This is a genomic window from Micromonospora sp. NPDC049081, from assembly GCF_040648835.1.
Lineage (GTDB): Bacteria > Actinomycetota > Actinomycetes > Mycobacteriales > Micromonosporaceae > Micromonospora > Micromonospora antibiotica.
The window spans coordinates 295,563-314,073 of the sequence record NZ_JBEZEK010000003.1 but is presented as its reverse complement, the minus strand read 5'-3'; the positions used below and the strand labels follow the sequence as shown (position 1 = coordinate 314,073).

The 18,511-nt window shown below is 71.6% G+C and carries 12 protein-coding genes; 3 read left to right on the top strand and 9 right to left on the bottom strand.

Annotation, left to right across the window (positions count from 1 at the left end):
- The first annotated feature begins 91 nt into the window (after nucleotides 1-91).
- Nucleotides 92-2,533, top strand: a complete 2,442-nt coding sequence (locus AB0B63_RS08490; protein ID WP_357015864.1) for a ricin-type beta-trefoil lectin domain protein — start codon at nucleotides 92-94, stop codon at nucleotides 2,531-2,533.
- Nucleotides 2,534-2,617: 84 nt separating this feature from the next.
- Here the strand turns inward: AB0B63_RS08490 and AB0B63_RS08485 are convergent, their stop codons facing one another.
- The 6 genes from AB0B63_RS08485 to AB0B63_RS08460 form a co-directional block, all read right to left on the bottom strand.
- Complete coding sequence (locus AB0B63_RS08485) at nucleotides 2,618-3,649, bottom strand: glycoside hydrolase family 11 protein (RefSeq protein ID WP_208567349.1); 1,032 nt, start codon at nucleotides 3,647-3,649, stop codon at nucleotides 2,618-2,620.
- A gap of 482 nt (nucleotides 3,650-4,131) precedes the next feature.
- Nucleotides 4,132-4,815: a DUF5825 family protein gene (locus tag AB0B63_RS08480; protein WP_357015860.1), complete on the bottom strand. Its 684-nt coding sequence runs from the start codon at nucleotides 4,813-4,815 to the stop codon at nucleotides 4,132-4,134.
- Between the two features lie 11 nt (nucleotides 4,816-4,826).
- A complete protein-coding gene (locus tag AB0B63_RS08475; RefSeq protein WP_357015984.1) occupies nucleotides 4,827-6,761 on the bottom strand; it encodes a RiPP maturation radical SAM C-methyltransferase in 1,935 nt (644 codons plus the stop codon).
- Nucleotides 6,762-7,014: 253 nt separating this feature from the next.
- On the bottom strand, nucleotides 7,015-8,832 hold the full coding sequence (locus AB0B63_RS08470) for a prolyl oligopeptidase family serine peptidase (RefSeq protein ID WP_357015857.1): 1,818 nt from the start codon (nucleotides 8,830-8,832) through the stop codon (nucleotides 7,015-7,017).
- Entirely contained in the window at nucleotides 8,829-10,169 is a 1,341-nt protein-coding gene (locus AB0B63_RS08465) for an MFS transporter (RefSeq protein ID WP_357015854.1), read from the bottom strand. Before AB0B63_RS08465 ends, AB0B63_RS08470 begins: the two co-directional genes overlap by 4 nt.
- Nucleotides 10,170-10,744: 575 nt before the next feature.
- A complete protein-coding gene (locus AB0B63_RS08460; RefSeq protein WP_357015851.1) occupies nucleotides 10,745-12,040 on the bottom strand; it encodes a hypothetical protein in 1,296 nt (431 codons plus the stop codon).
- Between the two features lie 363 nt (nucleotides 12,041-12,403).
- Here AB0B63_RS08460 and AB0B63_RS08455 point away from each other — a divergent pair, with 363 nt between their 5' ends.
- Nucleotides 12,404-14,854: a tetratricopeptide repeat protein gene (locus AB0B63_RS08455; RefSeq protein WP_357015848.1), complete on the top strand. Its 2,451-nt coding sequence runs from the start codon at nucleotides 12,404-12,406 to the stop codon at nucleotides 14,852-14,854.
- Nucleotides 14,855-14,990: 136 nt separating this feature from the next.
- Here the strand turns inward: AB0B63_RS08455 and AB0B63_RS08450 are convergent, their stop codons facing one another.
- The gene (locus tag AB0B63_RS08450) at nucleotides 14,991-15,818 is read right to left on the bottom strand and encodes a DUF72 domain-containing protein (RefSeq protein ID WP_357015981.1); all 828 of its coding nucleotides are present in this window, start codon (nucleotides 15,816-15,818) and stop codon (nucleotides 14,991-14,993) included.
- A gap of 196 nt (nucleotides 15,819-16,014) precedes the next feature.
- Entirely contained in the window at nucleotides 16,015-16,914 is a 900-nt protein-coding gene (locus tag AB0B63_RS08445; protein WP_357015845.1) for a hypothetical protein, read from the bottom strand.
- A 181-nt stretch (nucleotides 16,915-17,095) separates the two neighbouring features.
- On the opposite strand from AB0B63_RS08445, the gene AB0B63_RS08440 reads away from it, so the two are divergent.
- Nucleotides 17,096-17,812, top strand: coding sequence for a Clp protease N-terminal domain-containing protein (locus AB0B63_RS08440; protein ID WP_357015842.1), 717 nt, complete (start codon nucleotides 17,096-17,098; stop codon nucleotides 17,810-17,812).
- 102 nt (nucleotides 17,813-17,914) lie between these two features.
- On the opposite strand, the gene AB0B63_RS08435 is transcribed toward AB0B63_RS08440, so the two are convergent.
- On the bottom strand, nucleotides 17,915-18,433 hold the full coding sequence (locus AB0B63_RS08435) for a hypothetical protein (RefSeq protein ID WP_208567340.1): 519 nt from the start codon (nucleotides 18,431-18,433) through the stop codon (nucleotides 17,915-17,917).
- Nucleotides 18,434-18,511 lie beyond the last annotated feature (78 nt).

The window sequence follows — 18,511 nt, the reverse complement described above, 5'->3', positions numbered from 1 at the left end:
TGTTCGCCGATTTCCGTGCTGCGCGGGGTGCGACAGTTCGACGTGTGCCGTACCGCTTCGAGGTCGGAGACCGGCTGGGGAGGCGAGTCACATGTTCAGTGCACGCAGCCGTCGACACGACGGCGAGCCACGCCGCAGACCGGGGCGCAGCGCGTGGCGTCCGCGTCGGTTGACCGCATCGGTGCTGGGAGTGGTGGTGACGGCGGCGGCGGTGCTGACCGGCTTCGCCGCACCCGCACAGGCGGCGACCGCCATCACGATCAACGGCGGGTCCGGCGGACGGACGCTGGACGGCATCGGCGCGGTCAGCGGCGGCGGTGGCAACAGCCGGCTGCTGGTCGACTACCCCGAGCCGCAGCGCAGCGACATCCTGGACTACCTGTTCAAGCCGGGCTACGGCGCGGCGATGCAGCTGATGAAGGTGGAGATCGGCGGCGACACCAACTCCACCTCCGGCGCCGAGCCCAGCCACGAGCACACCCGGGGCAGCATCAACTGCAACCGGGGCTACGAGTGGTGGCTGATGGAGCAGGCCCGTACCCGTAACCCCAACATCGCCCTGGTCGGCCTGGCCTGGGGTGCGCCGGGCTGGATCGGCAACGGCAACTTCTGGTCCACCGACTCCATCGACTACCTGGTGGCCTGGCTGGACTGCGCGGGCGCCCACGGGCTGACCATCAACTACCTGGGCGGGTGGAACGAGAAGGGCTACAACACCACCTGGTACAAGAACCTGCGCTCCACCCTCAACGCCCGTGGCTACAGCAGCGTCAAGATCGTCGCCTCGGACGACTTCGGCTGGGGCGCGGCCGACGACTCGCTGCGCGACCCGGCCTTCGGCAACGCCGTGCAGGTCCTCGGCAGCCACTACGTCTGCGGCTACCGCAGCGCCCAGACCAACTGCCCCAGCTCCAACAACGCCGTCTCCACCGGCAAGTCGCTGTGGGCCAGCGAGAACGGCTCCGACGACTACAACGCGGGCGCGCAGGCGCTCGCCCGCGGCATCAACCGGGGCTACCTCGACGGCAAGATGACCGGCTACATCAACTGGCCGGTCATCGCCGCCATCACCCCCAACATCCCGTGGGCGACCACCGGCGTGGCGGTGGCCCAGCAGCCCTGGTCCGGCGCCTACTCGATCGGCAAGAACGCCTGGGTGATGGCGCAGACCACCCAGTTCACCGCACCGGGCTGGCGCTACCTCGACGCGTCGAGCGGGTACATCGGCGGCAACCGCAACAACGGCAGCTACGTCTCGCTGAAGTCCACCAACAACAGCGACTACAGCACCATCGTCGAGACGATGGACGCCGGTGGCGCGCAGACCCTCGACTTCACCGTCACCGGCGGCCTGTCCACCGGCACGGTACGGGTCTGGTCGACGAACGTGCGCTCCAACAACACCGCCGACCACTTCGTCCGGGGCAGCGACATCACCCCGAACGGTGGGCGCTTCTCGCTCACCGTCCAGCCCGGCTACGTCTACAGCATCACCACCACCAACGGGCAGGGCAAGGGCACCGCGACCAGCCCGGCGCAGGGCAACCTGCAGCTGCCGTACGCCGACACCTTCGACTCGTACGCCACCGGCCGCGAGGCGCGGTACCTGATGGACCAGCAGGGCTCGTTCGAGGTCGTCGGGTGTGCCGCCGGCCGCACCGGGCAGTGCGTGCGCCAGATGTCCGAGCAGGCCCCGATCTACTGGACCTCCGGGCAGGCCGAGCCGTACACCCTGCTGGGCGACCTGACCTGGCGCAACTACACGATCTCCTCCGACGTGCTGCTGGAGAAGTCCGGCTACGCGCAGCTCATCGGGCGCGGCAACACCTACAACCACCAGGGCCCGCAGAACATGAACGGGTACTACTTCCGGGTCACCGACGGCGGGGCCTGGTCGATCCGCAGCAACAACACCAGCGGCAACTGGCGCACCCTGGCCAGCGGCAACACCTCGGCGCTGGGCACCGGGCGGTGGCACAACCTGTCGTTCACGCTCAACGGCAGCACCCTGACCGCCGCCATCGACGGCAGCACCGTCGGCACGGCCACCGACTCCACCTGGGTCGCCGGCCAGATCGGGTACGGCACCGGCCAGGGCGTCACCGCCCAGTTCGACAACCTCTCGGTGACCGCCGTCGGCAGCCCCGGAACCCCGACGGGTGAGATCCGGGGCGCGGGTTCGAACCGGTGCCTGGACGTCAACGGGGCCAGCCAGACCGACGGCGCGGTGGTGCAGATCTGGGACTGCAACGGCGGCGCCAACCAGCGCTGGTCGCTCAGCTCCACCAACCAGCTCACCGTCTACGGCAACAAGTGCCTCGACGTGCCGAGCGCCGCGTCCGGGACCCGGGCCCGGATCTGGAGCTGCACCGGTGGCACCAACCAGCAGTGGCGGCTCAACGCCGACGGCACCATCGTCGGGGTCGCCTCCGGGCTGTGCCTGGACATCAACGGCGGGGCCACCGCCAACGGCTCCGCCGTCCAGCTCTGGACCTGCAACGGCGGCACCAACCAGCAGTGGATACGCGGCTGACCAGCGACACCTGACGCAGTAAGCGGGCGGTCCCGGTGGCACCGGGACCGCCCGCCGTCGCGTGCGCTCAGGAACTGGTCGGGGTCAGGCCGTTCGACAGCTGACCGTGGGCCAGGTCCAGTTGCCGTTCGCCATGATGGTGATGCCGAAGTTGTTGCCGTTGCCGTTCGGCCTGGCGGTGACGGTGCCGGTGGTGCCGCTGACCGAGGCGTTCCAACTGTTCTGGATGCTCTGGCCGCCGTTCAGCCCGAGACTGACCACCCAGTTGCTGGTGCCGCTGACCGCGACGTTGAGGTTGAACCGGTCACCCCACTGCTCGGCGGCCGAGAGCACCGCGGTGCAGTTGCCGCCGGCGGGCGGGGTGGTCGGGTTGCCGGTGGGCCCGCTGGTCGGGTTGCTGCCGCCACCCTCGCGGACGGTGATGTCGGAGCTGCCCTGGCTCTGGTAACCCTCGGTCGCCATGATCTGGTAGCTGTGGTTGGTGCCGAGGTTCAGGCCGGCGCGGGCCCAGGCGTCGAAGTGGTTGGCGGTGGTGATGGTGCCGCTGCTGCGCTTCTGCTGCCGGACGCTCCAGTACTGGTAGAACGTCTGGTTGCCGTCGATCGACGGGGCGTTGACCCGCAGGCTGCGCAGGATGTCGTAGGTGCCGCCGTCGGTGGTCACCGTGCCCATCCGGGTGGCGCCGCTGCTCGGGTTGTAGCTGCCGAAGTTCTCCACCACGTAGTACTCGATGAGCGGGTTACGGGTCCAGCCGTACAGGGCCAGGTAGGTGTTGTTGTTGCCCGGGTTGTAGCTGCCCGAGTAGCTGACCGTCCGCCGGGTGCCGGTGGCCCAGCCCTTGCCGCCGACCCAGTTGTTGGTGCTGCGGTCCCAACTGCTGCTGTAGCGGCCGTCGGCGCGCAGCGTCATGCTGGCGTTGCCGCTGTCCTTCCAGAACGAGAAGAAGTAGCCGTTGTGCGTGCCGGTGAGGTTGGAGGTGAGGGTCCGGTCGTTCTCCGCGTACGCGTTGGGCGAGGCGATGAACGTGCCGGTGACGGCGAGCGCCGCGGCGCACGCGGCGCTGAGCAGCAGCCGCAGGCGACCGCTCCTTCGCGGTCGGGTCGAGGTGTCGCTCATGTACGTGTTCCTCCTCGTGACAGCTGGCGGACGCCAGCGACGCGGTACGACCCGGTGGACTGTCCGTGGCCAGGTACGGCAGCCGGCCATGCGGTGGGTGTCACCACGCGGTGGTGGGCCGGTCGTCCAGCAGAACCGGGGGGACGGGTCGCGGTGGGTGGTGTCGACAGCATCGAGTGCCGTCGATGGCGACGGTAGGGTGTCGATGCTCCACCTGTCAACAAGTTTCGGAAATCTTCCCGAAACATCGTCCCGGGCTGCGGCCGGACGGGGGGCGGATTTCGACGGGTTGACGTCGGCTGTCACCGAGATGGACCCGCGAGGGGCAGGTATTAATTCGACCTCAACGGAGCCGCCTCCCCTGTATACCCGAAACTTTCGGGAACCACCAGTCGGGGCGAACGCGAGACCGCCCGCCCACCCGGCCCGGGGTCGCGGGCGGGTGGACGGGCGGTCGGTGACGCGGCCGGCGCCGGGCGCGCTCAGATCACCATCGACGGCAGGGGCCAGCGGCGCAGCCGGTGCGGCAGCCACACCAGCAGCTCGCCGATCTTGGTGACCAGGCCCTCCGCGCCGAAGTCCCGGGCGATGGAGAGGTCGACCCCGGTGACGGCGGCACCGTCCAGCAACTGGTCGAGCACCGTCAGGTAGGCCGGATCGTCGATGGTCAGCAGGTTCAACCGACCGGCGCGGCGGTCCCGCACCTGGACGAACCCCGGGCCCCGACGGTAGGTGCACTTGTCGAAGTAGAAACCCTTCACCCAGGCGTCGAGCTGCGCGACCGGGTCGCCCTCGCCCCCCGGCGCGGGGAGCAGTTCGACCGGCGCCCGCAGGTGGCTGTACGGGAGCCACTCGTCGGCCTCGACACCGGGCAGCCGCAGCCGCCAGTCCACGGCGATACCGTGGCTGGTCAGCTCCCGGACCAGCACCAGCCGGCGGACCGTGTCGACGGCCGTCGCGTCGTCCCCGGTGACCGTCAGGTCCACCACGTCGGGAAGGTCGACCCGGCGCACCCCCTCGGCGCGCCAGCGGGCGACCGCGTCGGCGGCCGGCTCACGCAGCTCGGCCGGACCGATGGTCATGCCGGGGATGGACAGGACGGCCGGGTCGTGGTCCCGGGCGAGACCGACCAGGATGGGCCGCAGACCGGCGTCGATGGTGGACACGTTCCCTCCCCTCAGACCGCGCTGAGCGCGGCCGGCTCGCCCGCCTCGGCGGCGGCCCTGGTCTCGGCGGCTTCACGTTCCAGGTGCAGGTGGTCGATGCGCAGCAGATCCTGGTTCATGGCCTGCGGGGCGATCTGGATGAACTGCCCGGCGTCCTCGTAGACCAGGCCGAGACCGCGCCAGCGCCGCAGCAACGCCGTAAGGACCGGCTCGTCGACCGACAGCCGCCGGGCCAGCGCGCTGACGCTGTGCGGCTGGTCGAGCTGCCGGAACACGGCCACCTCCACCGGGTCGGTCAGCCGCAGGACGTGCCAGTCGAAGTGCCTGCGTCGGCTGACCAGCACGATCTCGTCGCCGAGGTCGTGGTGGGTGAGCCGGCTGCGGGCGTACTCGTGCTGCCACTCGGTGACCGCCCGGTCCAGCCGGTCGGCCGTCTCGCCGCCGATGCCCTGCGGCGGTACGTCGAACAGGTACGCCAGGTCCATCAGCTCCGACTCGGGCAGGTCGTAGATCAGCCGGTACTGGGCCGCCGGCCGCAGGTCGGTGAAGCCGAGTTCGGGGCGGACGAAGAAGGGGCTGAACCGCTCGATGGCGATGCGGGTGCTCCCGTCGGCCGGGCACAGGTGGTGCAGCGCCGGCATCTGCGCGATCACCGGCAGGTAGTCGTCCTCGGTCTCGCCGGGGAACCCGTACAGGTAGTTCCAGGCGATGGTGATCCCGCTGGTCTCGGCGTCACGCAGCATCCGGATGTTGAGGCAGCCGCTGACCCCCTTGTCCATCAGCTTGAGCACCCGGCTGTTGAGGCTCTCGATGCCGGGCTGCACGCTGACCAGACCGGCGTCGGCCAGCGCCTGCACCTGCGGGCCCTTCATGTTCGACTTGATCTCGTACTGCAACCGCAGGTCGTAGTCGGATTCGGTGAGCCGGGGCAGCAGCGAGGTCACGTAGCTCATGTCGAGGATGTTGTCCACGACGAACATGTCCAGGACCTGGTGCCGCTCGACCAGCTCGATGATCTCGTCGTAGAACCTGCCCGGGTGCTTGCTGCGGAACTGCATGAACGATCCGTTGAGGCCGCAGAACGTGCAGTGGTGCTTCTCGCCCCACCAGCAGCCCCGGGCACCCTCGACGACCAGCCGGGGCTCGACCCAGTGCTGCGCCCGGGACGCGGCCAACCGCTCGAAGTAGCCCGCGTAGTCCGGGGCGACGATCTCGGCCGGGGGCAAAGGTGTGGTGCTCATCGGATTCGCCACGGACCGGCCGTCCGGGCCGCCCCAGCACAGCCCTTCGATGTCGGCGAGCCCGCCCGCCGGCTCCGCCCCGCCGACCGCCGACCGGGCCGGGTCGAGCGCGGCGAGCAGCCGGGGGAACGCGGTCTCGCCCTCACCCCGGACCACGAAGTCGACGAACGAGAAGTTGCGGTGGATCGCGGCACCCTGCTCACCGTCGCAGTTCGCCCCGCCCATGACCGTACGGATGCCGGGTGACCGCTTCTTGATCGCCCGGGCGGTGGCGAGGGCGGCGGCGTTCTGCTGGAACGTGGAGGTGAAGCCGACGACGTCCGGTGCCTGGGCGACGATCCGGTCGGCCAGTTCCGCGACGAACTCCGGGGCCAGCCGGTGCAGCTCCAGGTTGAGCGCGAGTTCCCGCTCGGTCATCTGGGTCCGGACCCGGTCGGTGAACTCCTGCACCCGCCATTGGGGATCGTCGTACAGGGCCGAGGAGAAGACCCAGTCACCACAGCCCGCGAAATAGGTGAACAGCGAATAGTAGTAGTAGTCGCTCAATCCGAACTCGGTCCGGTCGACCACCCAGTCGACGAAGTCGAGATTCGCGTGGACGGCCTCCACTTCGGCATCCGGCATTTTCTGCCGGACGCTGTTGGTGAGGATTCCAATCGCCAACGAAGGGACGTCGATGGAAGTCCATGGCATATTGACCAGCATGACCCGCACGTAACCTCTCCTCTCTCGTGAGCTGTTCGGACCGGATGACGGATACGGGGTGGGGCCACCTGCCCGGGCGGGTGGCCCCACCCCGTACGGCCGCTAGAAGCTGACCTTGACCGTGACCGTGACCGTGACGTTCGAGGCCCGGAGCTGGTCGCGGTTGCCGTTGATCGGGTCGTTCTCGACAACGTTCTTGCGCATGTCGTTCACCTCCTTTCCGTTATCGAGGGGATCGGGTCACGTGCCGGGGTCAGCCCGCCGGTCGCGCCATCGCGAGCGCCACCGGTGTGCCTTCGTCCCGCACGCCGTCGAAGTGCCGCTGCATGAACAGCAGCACGGTCTGCATCAGAGCCAGGTGGCTCTGCGCGTCGAAGTCCTCGTGACCGGCCCGCCGCCGGACCACCTGGTGGGGAATGCGGCGCTCGGCCAACAGCCGCGCGTAGTGCTCCACGGGTGCCGGCGGGCAGCGCACGTCACCCGTGGAGACGGCCAGCAGCACCGGGGCCCGGACCTGGTCGACGTAGGTGATCGGGGAGGACCGGGCGTACCGCTGCGGCACCTCGTCGGGGGTGCCGCCGAACAGCAGCACGTCCAGCGCCCGTACCGCCGGGGTGGCCGCCTCGAACGCGGCGACGTAGTCGGCGACGGGGCTGATCGCGATCCCGAGCCGCCACAGCTCCGGTTGCCGGCCGAGCGCGAGCAGGGTCAGGTAGCCGCCCCACGACGTTCCCCACAGGGCGGTGCGCCGGTCCTCGACGACGCCCTCGGCGACCAGATGGGCCCGGACCGCGGCGAGGTCCGCCAACTGGGTGAGGCCGACCCCGGCGGAGAAGTCGTTGCGCCAGGTCGCGCCGTACCCGCTGGAGCCCCGGTAGTTGACCCGGACCACCGCGCAGCCGGTGCTGACCAGGATCTCGACCAGCGGGTCGTAGGCGTCGCGGGCGTGCTGGAACGGCCCGCCGTGGACCAGGAAGACGGCCGGTCTCGGTCCCTCCCGGTCGGCCGGCAGGGCGACCAGCGCGGGGATCGGCCCACCGGGGCCCGGCACCCGGATCTCCTCGCGGCGGTGCTCCACCGGCGTCGCGACGGGGTCCGGCCCGCCCACGTCGGGCTGACCGCCGGGGTGCTCCGGCAGCTGCACCCCACGCACGGAACGCAGCTGGGGCGGGGTCACCGAGTCGGTCCACACGTAGGCGACGTCCCCGTCGGGCCACACCGCGGCGTCCAGGATGCTGCCGGTGGGGGTGTCGACGACCGCCCGGGTCCGCCCGGCGAGGTCCACCTCGTGCAGCAGGCTGCGGGCGTGCCGGTCCTGCCGGACGAGCAGCCGCCGCCCGTCCGGGAACCAACCGGCGGTGACCTCGGTGTCGAAGCGGCACCAGTCGTGCCGGACCAGACCTTCCTCTTCGGTCCAGGTCGCCGGGAGGTAGCCGCCCTCGTCCTCGATCACCAGCAGCAGCCGGGCCGGGCCGGAGCCGGGGGCGAAACCGAGGGCCCACACCCGCCCGTCGGCGCAACCGGCGATGCCGGCCACCCGGACGCCGTCGGTGGTGACCACCGTGGCCGCCGCGTCGGTGGCGGCATCGGCGCCGATCACGGCGAGCCGCCCGGCCGGATCGAGATCGACCAGGTAGGCGTAGCCGGTGACGTGGGTCCGTTCGCTCACCCGGCCGTCGCCGGTGCGCAGGAACAGGGTCATCCCGCCGTCGTCGGACAGGCCGATCGCGGTGGTGCCGTCGGTGGCCATGGCGATGCCGGCGTGGCGGGCCGGCGGCACCGACGGCAGCGCCGCGACGGACCGGTCGGGCTGGTCGAAGTCGCACGTCCGCCAGGTGCCGACGCCGCCGAGATCGTCGTCGAACCACCAGATGGTGGACCCGGTCGGGTCGAGCGCCGCCCGGATCGTGCCGGCCGCCCGGTCGGTCACCTGCCGGGCGGTGCCGGCGAGCCGGTCCCAGGTGAGGATCTCGCAGCGCCCCCCGGCGTCACCGACGTAGACCGCCCGGTGCGGCGCGTGCTCGGCGACGACCGGCAGCGCCGGATAGAACAGCCGGTGACCACGACTCATCGGCGGGCCTCCTCGGGGTCGGGGGCGGCCCCGGCACCGGCGGCCGGGCCGGGATCGGTGCCGTCGGTCGGGCCGGTGCCGTCGGTCGGGCCGGGGTCGGTGCCGGCCGTCGCACCGGCGCCGGCGCGGAGCTGGCGCAGGCTGACGGTGGTGTACGTGGCCAGCAGCGCCAGCGCGGCGGCGAAGACCAGGGCGACGGTGCCCGGGCTGTACCAGGCCACCAGCACCCCGGCGAGCAGCGGCGCGGGCGTCTGGAGCGCCTCGCCGACGGTGCCCATCACGGTCGCCACCCGACCCTGGAGCTCGTCGGGCGTCAACGCGATCACCCGGGACTGGAAGATGACCCCGAGCAGCGGGCTGAGCAGGAAGACCAACCCGAACAACAGCCCGTAGCTCCAGGTCTGCCGGGCCTGGGACATCGCGACGACGAGGCCGACCATGGCCCACGAGGCGAACACGATGACGGTCGTCGGCCGGACCCGGCTGAAGATCATCGGAGCGGCCAGCGCGCCGCTCAGGCCACCGACGCTGGCGATGGTGAGGATCAGGCCGATCGACGCCGCGGGGGCACCCTGCCGACCGGCGGTCAGGATGGCGTAGTAGACGAGGGCGCCGAAGGTGAAGTTGATGCCGGCCGCCCAGATCGTGACGAACCGCAGGAACGGCTGCCGCCACACGAAGCGCAGCCCGACGCGCAGGTCGGTGCGGAACGAGGTGCGCTCGGCGCGTTCGGGTGTCAGGTCGGTCCGGATGGTGGCGACGAGAGCTGCCGCGAGCAGGTAGGACAGCACGTCCGCCAGGAACGGCAGCCAGCGGGCGAGCTGGTAGAGCACCCCGCCCAACAACGGGCCGGTGAGCCGGGCGGCGTGGTTGCGGGCCTCCAACCGCGACAGTGCCTTCTGGTCGTCGGCCGGCAGCAGGCGGCGGATGGCACCGGAGCCGGCCGCCTCGTAGCCGCTCTGCGCGATCCCCTCGACGAACGCGGCGGCGGCCAGCAGGCCGAGGGTCGCCACGTCGGCCACCAGTACGACGAAGATCGTCGACATCGCGGCGGCGGCGACCAGCAGCGAGCTGACCATCATGCGTTTACGCGGCAGCCGGTCGGCCAGCACCCCCGCCACCGGAGCGGCGACGAGCCGCCCGGCGAGGGCGAGGGCGCCGACCAGTCCGGCCGCCGCCGGTGAGCCGGTCACGGCCAGGGTGACCAGTGGAAGAACGATCCCGGACGCCTGCGACCCGAGTTGGTCGATTGCGCCGGCGATCCAGTAGAGGCGGAAATCACGGCCCCGGTGGGGGCTATTTGCGGGTTTTGTTTCCTGGCTGGGGGCAGCCGTCATTGCCCTGGCCGCATTGTGCTCATGATTTTCCCAAATATCGGTGCGAGGTTTTTCGGTACGAGTTCGCGCGATCCGGGGCTGAATTCCTTTACCCCAATGTGGAGTGGGGTGCGTATGAGGTTAACAATGCCGTGTGCCGAACGCAAGGATTCAAATACGTCTAGTTGTTCGGTGGTTATTGGGTTGTGGGGATGATGAGAGGCTTGTACGTCTCTGTTCGGATAATCCGCGCTACGCGCCGAACCTCCGAACAGTGCCCGGAGTCGACCGTTTCATTGACGACAATCTCCGCTGAATTCGTGATTTTCGACGGCGTCGCCGCAGTGGCGTCGACCGCCCGCGGTGGTCCGGCCCCCGACGCCCGAACGCCTGACGCGCCACCGCGCCCGCCTGCCCGGTGGACGACGAACGGCCGGGCCGGTGGACGACGAACGGCCGGGCCGGTGGACGACGAACGGCCGGGCCGGCGTGCTGGACGCACGCCGACCCGGCCGCCGGGTCGATCGACGGTTGCGGAGCCTGCCCCGCCGACCGACCCTCCTCCGCCAGCCCCCGTCGACCGGGGACCGGGTCCGTCAGCCGAGGACCACGCCCGTGGCGCTGACGCCGAACATCCCGGAGTTGATGTCCTCGTAGTACATCCGCCAGGCGCACTTGCGGTTGGCGGGAACGTAGCCGGTGCACGCCGTCAGCGTGTTGACGTCGTCGATGGCGGTGTTGGTGCCGGTGGCCCAGACCTGGAGGGTGTTCGCCGCGTTGACGATCTCCACCGGGCCGCCGCTGTCGCCCTGGCCGACCGCGTTGGTACGGGTGGTGCTCTCCGCCTGCACCTGGCCGCAGACCGTGGCGAAGTCACGTACGTTGATGCACAGGTCGCGGGCCTTGACCTGGATCGAGCAGCGGGTCCCCGAGTACGCCCCGGAGGTGCAGACGAAGTTGCCGACCTGGCTGGCCTGCGCGCCGATCACCTGGTTGCTGAACTCGCTGACCACCGCGCCGTTGGCGTCGGTGCTGTTGTTGAAGACCCGGCCGCCCGCGCTGGTGGTCAGCAGCAGGGTGTCGGTGCCGGTGTTGCGGATGCCGACCGCGCCGATCGTCTGACCGGTCGGGTCGGCCGCGACGACGTTGATGTTGGCGCAGTGCGCGGCGGTGAGCAGCCGCGCGACGCCGTTGCGGAACACGCCGAAGCCGGTCGAGCAGCCGCCACCGGTGGCGGTGTTGCGCCATGCGCCGCCGCCCCACCACGGGGCGGTGTCGTCCCACCGGGTGGCGGGCGTGGCGGAGACCCCGGTCTGCACGGTCACCGGGACGCCGGCCATGCTGGCCGCGCCGAGCAGGCCGCTCTGCGTACCGACGAGGAGGCCGGCGCCGTCGGCGCGCGGGCCGACCGTGGTGATCTTGTTGCCGGCCGAGCGGCGCAGCTTGGCCGCCGCGACGTCCAGCTCCCGTCGGGTGTACGCGGCGGGCAGCACCTCGGTCGGCACGGTGGCCCGGCTGGTCGCCACCAGGCTGGCCGGTGCCTCGCCCTTCCAGTAGACCTGCAGCTTACGGGCGGTGGGGTCGGCGACCACACCGGCGAAACCGGACTTGGCGTCACGCTGCGCGATCTTCGTGATCCGGGCGGCGGCGGTGTTCATCCGCTGCTGCAACGTGAGCAGCTCCTTCCAGGAGGCGAAGCCCCCGGGCACCGGCGTGCTGTCGACGAACGATCCGGTGGTGGCCGCCTTGCCGCCCGGCGCGGCGGGAGCGGGTGCGGCGGTGGCCGGCGCGGTGGCCACCCCCGCGACGAGCATCGTGACGCCGAATGCGGCGACGGCGACGCGACGCAGCATCCCTGCCGACCGCAGCACGGTCGGGTGTGGACGAGTCATGAAGTGTTCCTTCCCCAGAGTGGTGCGGGCACCAGCCCGCCCTGGGGACATTGGCAGGTGTCGAGGGTGTCCGGCGGTCCATCCTGGACACCGTTGGACACCCCCGGACAGCGTCGGACGGAGGCCCCCCGGACCGGTCGCACGCCGATGGTGGGCGGGGCACATCCCACCAGGCGAAACCAGCGCGACATGGAACTGTCATACATCGGCGGTGACCTACCGGCATCGGGTGACCGGTTCTACCCTGCCGGTGTCGGCATTCCGGGGCGACGGGATGACGGGGGTGGAGGGCGCATGTCCGACCAACGGGTACCTTCGGGCGCGCGACAGGGGGGCACCGGGACGAACCGTCCCGCAGCGGCGGTGACCCACCTGGATGCCGGGGCGCAGACCGTGCAGGAGCTGGCCGGGCTGCTGCGCCAGCTGCGCCGCCGGGAGGCCCGGCAGCAGGGTGAGACCCCACTGACCTACCGCCAACTGGCGGCGAAGACCGGCTGGTCGAGGGGGGTGATCGGGGAGTACTTCGCCGGCAACATCCTGCCCCCACCGGAGCGCTTCGACACGCTGATCCGGTTGCTCGGGGCCAGCCCCGCCGAGCAGGGGGCGCTGGCCACCGCGCGGGACCGGGTCGAGGAACGCCGGCGGAACACCAACCCGGAACACCCGCCCGCCGGCCGGGCCGGCCGCGCGACCGTCCGGGCCAGAGCCGGCGGCACCCGGGTCGGCACACCGGCGGCGCGGCTTCCGGTGCCCCGGCAACTGCCCCCGGCGCTGCCCGGTTTCGTCGGGCGGGCCGCGCAGCTCGCCCAGCTCGACGCCGGTTGCGCCGGCCACGGCACGCCCGGCTGCGCCGAGTCGACCACCACGATGACCCTGTCGGGCACGGCCGGGGTCGGCAAGACGACGTTGGCGTTGCACTGGGCCCACCGGGTCGCCGACCGCTTCCCGGACGGCCAGCTCTACGTCGACCTGCGTGGCTTCGACGCCACCGGGGCGGTGGTGACGGCCGCCGAGGCGGTCCGGGGATTCCTGGAGGCCCTCGAGGTGCCGCCCGAGCGCATCCCCACCCACCTGCCCGCGCAGGTGGGCCTCTACCGCAGTCTGCTCGCCGGCCGGCGGATGCTGGTGCTGCTGGACAACGCCCGCGACGTCGAGCAGGTCCGGCCGCTGTTGGCCGGCGGCCCGAGCTGCCTGTTCCTGGTCACCAGTCGCAACCGGCTGGCCGGGCTGATCGCCACCGAGGGGGCCCGGCAGATCGCCGTCGACCTGCTCAGCACCGCCGAGGCCTGGCAACTGCTGGCCCGCCGGCTCGGCGCGGCCCGGTTGACGGGCGAACCACAGGCGGTGGAGGAAATGATCGAGCGGTGCGTACGGCTGCCGTTGGCGTTGGCCGTGCTCGCCGCGCGCGGGGCGGCGCACCCCGCGTTCCCCCTGTCCACCATCGTCACCGAGCTGCGGGAGGCGCCCCGCCTGCTGGACTCCTTCGACGGCGGGGACACCGGCACCGACGTGCAGTCGGTCTTCTCCTGGTCCTACCGGAACCTGACCCCACCGGCGGCGCGACTGTTCCGGCTGCTCGGCTCGCACCCGGGGCCGGACGTCGGGATCGCCGCAGCGGCCAGCCTGGCCGGACTGCCCCGCAGCCAGGTGTCCCGGCTGCTGGCCGAGTTGGCCCACGCCCACCTGGTCACCGAACACGCGCCCGGCCGGTTCACCGCGCACGACCTGCTGCGGGCGTACGCGGGCGAGTTGGCCGAGAGCCTCGACCCCGCCGAGGAGCGGCAGGCCGCGGTCCGGCGAGGACTGGACCACTACCTGCACACCGCGCACACGGCGGCGCTGCTGCTGCAACCCGGTCGGGACCCGGTGGTGCTGGCGACCGCCCTGCCCGGGGTGGCGCCCGAGGAGTTGACCGACCACGCTGCGGCCCTGGCCTGGTTCACCACCGAGTACCCGGTGCTGTTGGCGGCGGTCTCGCACGCGCGGCGTACCGGGTTCGACGGCCATGCCTGGCAACTGGCCTGGACCCTGATGGATTTCCTCCAGCGCCGGGGGAACTGGCTGGACCTGGCCGCCGCCCAGCAGGCCGCCCTGGCCGGGGCGCAACGGGCGGGGGACCGGGCGGGGCAGGCGAACGCCCACCGTGACCTGGCCCGGGTGCTCTACCGGTTGGGTCGGCTGGACGAGGCGGTCGCGCACTACCGGGAGGCGCTGACCCTGTTCGCCGCGTTGGGCGACCACACCGGGCAGGCGCGCACCCACCGGGCGTTCGGCGCGATGTTCGACGGGCTCGGCCGGTACGCCGAGGCGTTGGAGCACGGGCAGCGGGCGCTGGCGCTCTACCGGGCCGCCGGGCACCTGGCCGGGGAGGCCAGCGCCCGCAACGGGGTCGGCTGGGCGCACGCCCAACTCGGCCAGTACGGGCCGGCGCTGGAGCACTGCTCCCAGGCGTTGGCCCTGCTGCGCCCGACCGGCGACCGGCACGGCGAGGCGAACACCTGGGACAGCCTGGGCTTCATCCACGACCGGCTGGGCCAGCACCGGCGGGCGATCCGTTGCTACGGCCTGGCGCTGGCGCTCTACCGGCGCATCGGTGACCGGTACGACGAGGCCGACACCCTGACCCGGCTCGGTGCGACCCGGCAGGCGGCGGGGGACGTACCCGGTGCCCTGCGGACCTGGCGGCGGGCGCTGGACATCTTCGACGACCTCGGCCACCCGGACGCCGCCCGCGTCCGTGACCTGCTGACCCGGGTCACCGCCGGGACAGGTGCGGGCGGGACTCCTGGCCCGGGCGTGGAGGAGAGTGGTTGATCGGTGCTGTGCCCGACAGGCCGGCCGGGGTCAGGCTCACGAAACTCTTGATCCCACCCCGGTGCGGCGGCCTGCCCGGCGCGACGCCCGCCGGGGTGCGGGCGGCCTGATGCCCCGACGGCAGGTCGTACGGGTGTCAGAACAGGGTGAGCGGTCCGGTCGGGATCGGCTCGGGCAGCGCCGCCAGCGCGGGCACCCGGGCCCGTACCTCGTCGTGGAACCGGCGGGCGAGCAGGGGTGCGTCGGCATTGTCCGGGGTGTGCACGAACATGGTCGGTGACCGGCCCTCCCGCAACCAGCCGGCGGCGATCTCGACCCAGCGCTGCCAGCCCTGCACCGTCTCCGACTCGGCGTCGCGGCCGAGGTACCTGATGATCGGCCGGTCGGTCAGCGCCGCCGTCCGCAACGGCAGGCGGGGTTTCTTCGTCCACGCCTCCCGCTCCGCGTCACTGGTCGGCGGAGTACGGAAGAACGCGGTGGTGTCGAAGGGGACCCACTCGGCCGAGGCGTCGGCGAGCACCCCTTCCAGCAGTCGCGTCGCGCCGGGCTCCCGGAAGAAGGCGGGGTGCCGGACCTCCACGGCGTACCGGTGTTCGGTAGGCAGCCGACGGAGGAAGTCGGCGAGCACGGGGACGTCCATCGGTGCGAACGACCCCGGCAGTTGGATCCACAGGGCGTGCGCTCGGCTGCCGAGCGGCGCGATCGCGTCGAAGTAGGTCCGCAGCGGCGCGTCGGCGTCGACGAGCCGGCGTTCGTGGGTGACGGCCTTCGGCAGTTTGAGGACGAACCGGAAGTCGGGCCCGGTCTGCCGGGCCCAGGACTCCACGGTCTCCCGGGTCGGGGTGGCGTAGAACGTGGTGTTCCCCTCGACCGCGTCGCACCAGCCGGCGTAGTGCCGCAGCCGTTCCTGGGCCGCAAGCGGGTGGGCGATCAGCCGCCCCTGCCACGACCGGTGGGTCCACATCGCGCAGCCGACGTGCAACCGCATGATCCCGATCCTCTCCCGCAGCGCCGTCCGATCCGGTCCGTGGGCGCACGGTATCGGAGCGCTGGCGACCCGCGTCGGGCGGACCGGTACCGGAACTGCCGGGCGACGGGTGCCCTGCTGGAAGACGGGTGCGGCGGCCCACCCGGGTCGGGTGGGCCGCCGCACCGGTGGATCAGGTGATCGAGGCGAGGAGGAAAGTGGCGGAGCAGCTGACCGCGCCGTTGTTGGTGTAATAGGCGAGGTACTGCCGCTGGACGGTGCCGTCGGAGTTCACCACCTGCTGGTAGTAGCTGCTGGTGACGCCGAACTGGCAGGTGCTGGTGGACACGGCGGGGTTGAGGCCGGGCAGGTAGATCAGCGTCGTCGGGTTGGCGTTGTACCACACCGATCCGCTGCTGGCCGACGGAGCGAGCGTGCCGGTGGACCAGGTGGTCGAGGTCGACGTGTTGCCCAGCAGCGCGGTGCCGGCGCAGGTGATGGAGCCGACGTTCTTGACGGTGAAGTAGAACTTGCGCTCACCGTTGGTCTGCCGGGCGTACCAGGAGCTGGTCACCTCCAACTGGCAGGGGGTCGCGCTGGTGGCGCCGCTGGGCGCCACCCCGGGCAGGAACGCCATGTTGGCCGGGTTGTTGTTCCAGACCGAGGTGACCGAGCCGCCGGGGGAGATGCCGCCGAGAGCCCAGCTGGCCCCGGAGTTCAGCGAGCTGAGCATGACCTGGGTGCCGCAGGCGATCGCGCCGGTGTTGCGGATGGTCCAGTTGAACCGGCGCTCACCACTGTAGAGCTGGGTGTACCAGCTCCGGGTCACCTGGAACTGGCACGGCTGGGTGGTGCTGGCCCCGGTGGGGGAGAGCCCGACCTGGTAGACGGCGCCGGCCGGGTTGTTGTTCCACTGCCAGTTCTGGGTGGCGCCCGCGGCGAGGGTGCCCGAGTACCAGGAGGCGACGAGGGTGGTCTTGGCGGCGCGGTCGGGGGCCGACCGGGCGGCGTCGGGGGCGGCCGACGCGGCGGTCGCGCCGAGGGCTGTGGTGAGGAGCAGCGCTGTGGTGGTGAGCGCGGCGAGGCGTTTCATCGTTCCGAGCATGAGGGGACGGAACCTCCTCCGGTCTACAGAGACCGATATCGATTAGTGGCCCCACTGATGTTGCGGTACGGGTCCACAGGATCACCGTGAGTGTCGGGATTTACTCACCGCGAAGTTCACCGTCAACCCGTGGTTGACGATGGAGGGCGCGTCAACCTATGGTTGACGCATGACGGAACCCACTCAACTCCCGCACCCTGTCCGCCTCGACGAGCTGATCCAGGCCATCAAGCAGGCCCGTCCCGCAGCCCTCGACCAGCTCAGCGACGCGGTGCTCGTCGCCGACCACCTCGGCGACCTCGCCGACCACCTGATCGGCCACTTCGTCGACCAGGCCCGCCGCTCCGGTGCCTCCTGGACCGAGATCGGCAACAGCATGGGGGTGAGCAAGCAGGCTGCCCAGAAGCGTTCCGCCACGAAGGCCGACGCGGCGGCGGCCCTGGACCCCAACGCGGGTTTCAGCCGGTTCACCCCGCGCGCCCGCAACGTGGTGATCGCCTCGCAGGAGGAGGCCCGGGGCGCCGGCAACGCCGAGATCCGACCGGAACACCTGGTGCTCGGCCTGCTCGCCGAACCGGACGGCCTCGCCGCCAAGGCCCTGCTCGCCGAGGGGTTGAGCCCGGCGGCCGTCCGGGAGGCGGTCGCGGCGGCGCTGCCCGCCCCGACCGACCAGGTCCCCGACCTGATCCCGTACGACGGGCAGGGCAAGAAAGCCCTCGAACTCACCTTCCGGGAGGCGTTGCGGCTCGGGCACAACTACATCGGCACCGAGCACGTCCTGCTGGCCCTGTTGGAGCTGGAGGACGGTGCGGGCGTGCTGTCCGGCCTGGGCCTGACCAAGAACGGGGTCGAGGCACGGGTGGCCGCCGCGCTCTCCGGGCGGTAGCGCACCCCCGTCGGCGGCCGGGACGACGCACACCGGCCCGGCGGGACCGGGCGGTCCCACCGACGGCCGGGCACGGGACCGGGATGCCCGGCCACCGGTGAGTCAGTCGGTGGCCGGGAAGCCGTAACGCAGGGCGTGCTCCGGGTCGGCCGGGTCGATCTGCCGGACCCCGGCGTCGGCGAGCCGCTTGTTGACCTCGTCGAGCTGCTCGCGCACCAGCCGGGCCTCCTCCTCGGTGACCCGGCCCCGGTGCGGCCTCCCGGCGTGGTCGAGGGTGCCGTAGTCGATCTTCTCGGTGCTCTTGCGGGCCTTCGGCGGACGGACCCGCTCCGCCGTCCGCAACAGCTGCGCCATCGGCGTGTCCGTCGCCATCGCGTCGAACTCGCTCGCGGTCAGCACCACCCGGCGCGGCTCCCCGCCCGCGTGCAGGTCGTGGATCTCGACCACCGCCACGTCGAGCGCGGCGTCGTCGATGCCCTCCACCTCGGTCACGGTGGCGTCCAACTGCACGGGCCCGGCCACCAGGTCGGGATGCTCCAGCACGACGACCCGGACCACCTCGTCGTCGGGACGCAGCACGGTGCCGCTGAAGTCGGAGACGTGGATCGTCTTCTTGCCCATGCGCTGCGCTTCTCCTGTCGCTGGCCGGAATCGACCACAAGACGCTACCCGACAGGTGTGCGAACGCCCCGGCCGGAC

What these genes read in the sequence shown, in the direction of transcription:
- AB0B63_RS08490 (WP_357015864.1), top strand. Translation starts at nt 92, where the DNA reads ATGTTCAGTGCACGCAGCCGTCGACACGACGGCGAGCCACGCCGCAGA.
- AB0B63_RS08485 (WP_208567349.1), bottom strand. Translation starts at nt 3,649, where the DNA reads ATGAGCGACACCTCGACCCGACCGCGAAGGAGCGGTCGCCTGCGGCTG.
- AB0B63_RS08475 (WP_357015984.1), bottom strand. Translation starts at nt 6,761, where the DNA reads ATGCTGGTCAATATGCCATGGACTTCCATCGACGTCCCTTCGTTGGCG.
- AB0B63_RS08470 (WP_357015857.1), bottom strand. Translation starts at nt 8,832, where the DNA reads ATGAGTCGTGGTCACCGGCTGTTCTATCCGGCGCTGCCGGTCGTCGCC.
- AB0B63_RS08465 (WP_357015854.1), bottom strand. Translation starts at nt 10,169, where the DNA reads ATGACGGCTGCCCCCAGCCAGGAAACAAAACCCGCAAATAGCCCCCAC.
- AB0B63_RS08460 (WP_357015851.1), bottom strand. Translation starts at nt 12,040, where the DNA reads ATGACTCGTCCACACCCGACCGTGCTGCGGTCGGCAGGGATGCTGCGT.
- AB0B63_RS08450 (WP_357015981.1), bottom strand. Translation starts at nt 15,818, where the DNA reads ATGTGGACCCACCGGTCGTGGCAGGGGCGGCTGATCGCCCACCCGCTT.
- AB0B63_RS08445 (WP_357015845.1), bottom strand. Translation starts at nt 16,914, where the DNA reads ATGAAACGCCTCGCCGCGCTCACCACCACAGCGCTGCTCCTCACCACA.
- AB0B63_RS08440 (WP_357015842.1), top strand. Translation starts at nt 17,096, where the DNA reads ATGACGGAACCCACTCAACTCCCGCACCCTGTCCGCCTCGACGAGCTG.
- AB0B63_RS08435 (WP_208567340.1), bottom strand. Translation starts at nt 18,433, where the DNA reads ATGGGCAAGAAGACGATCCACGTCTCCGACTTCAGCGGCACCGTGCTG.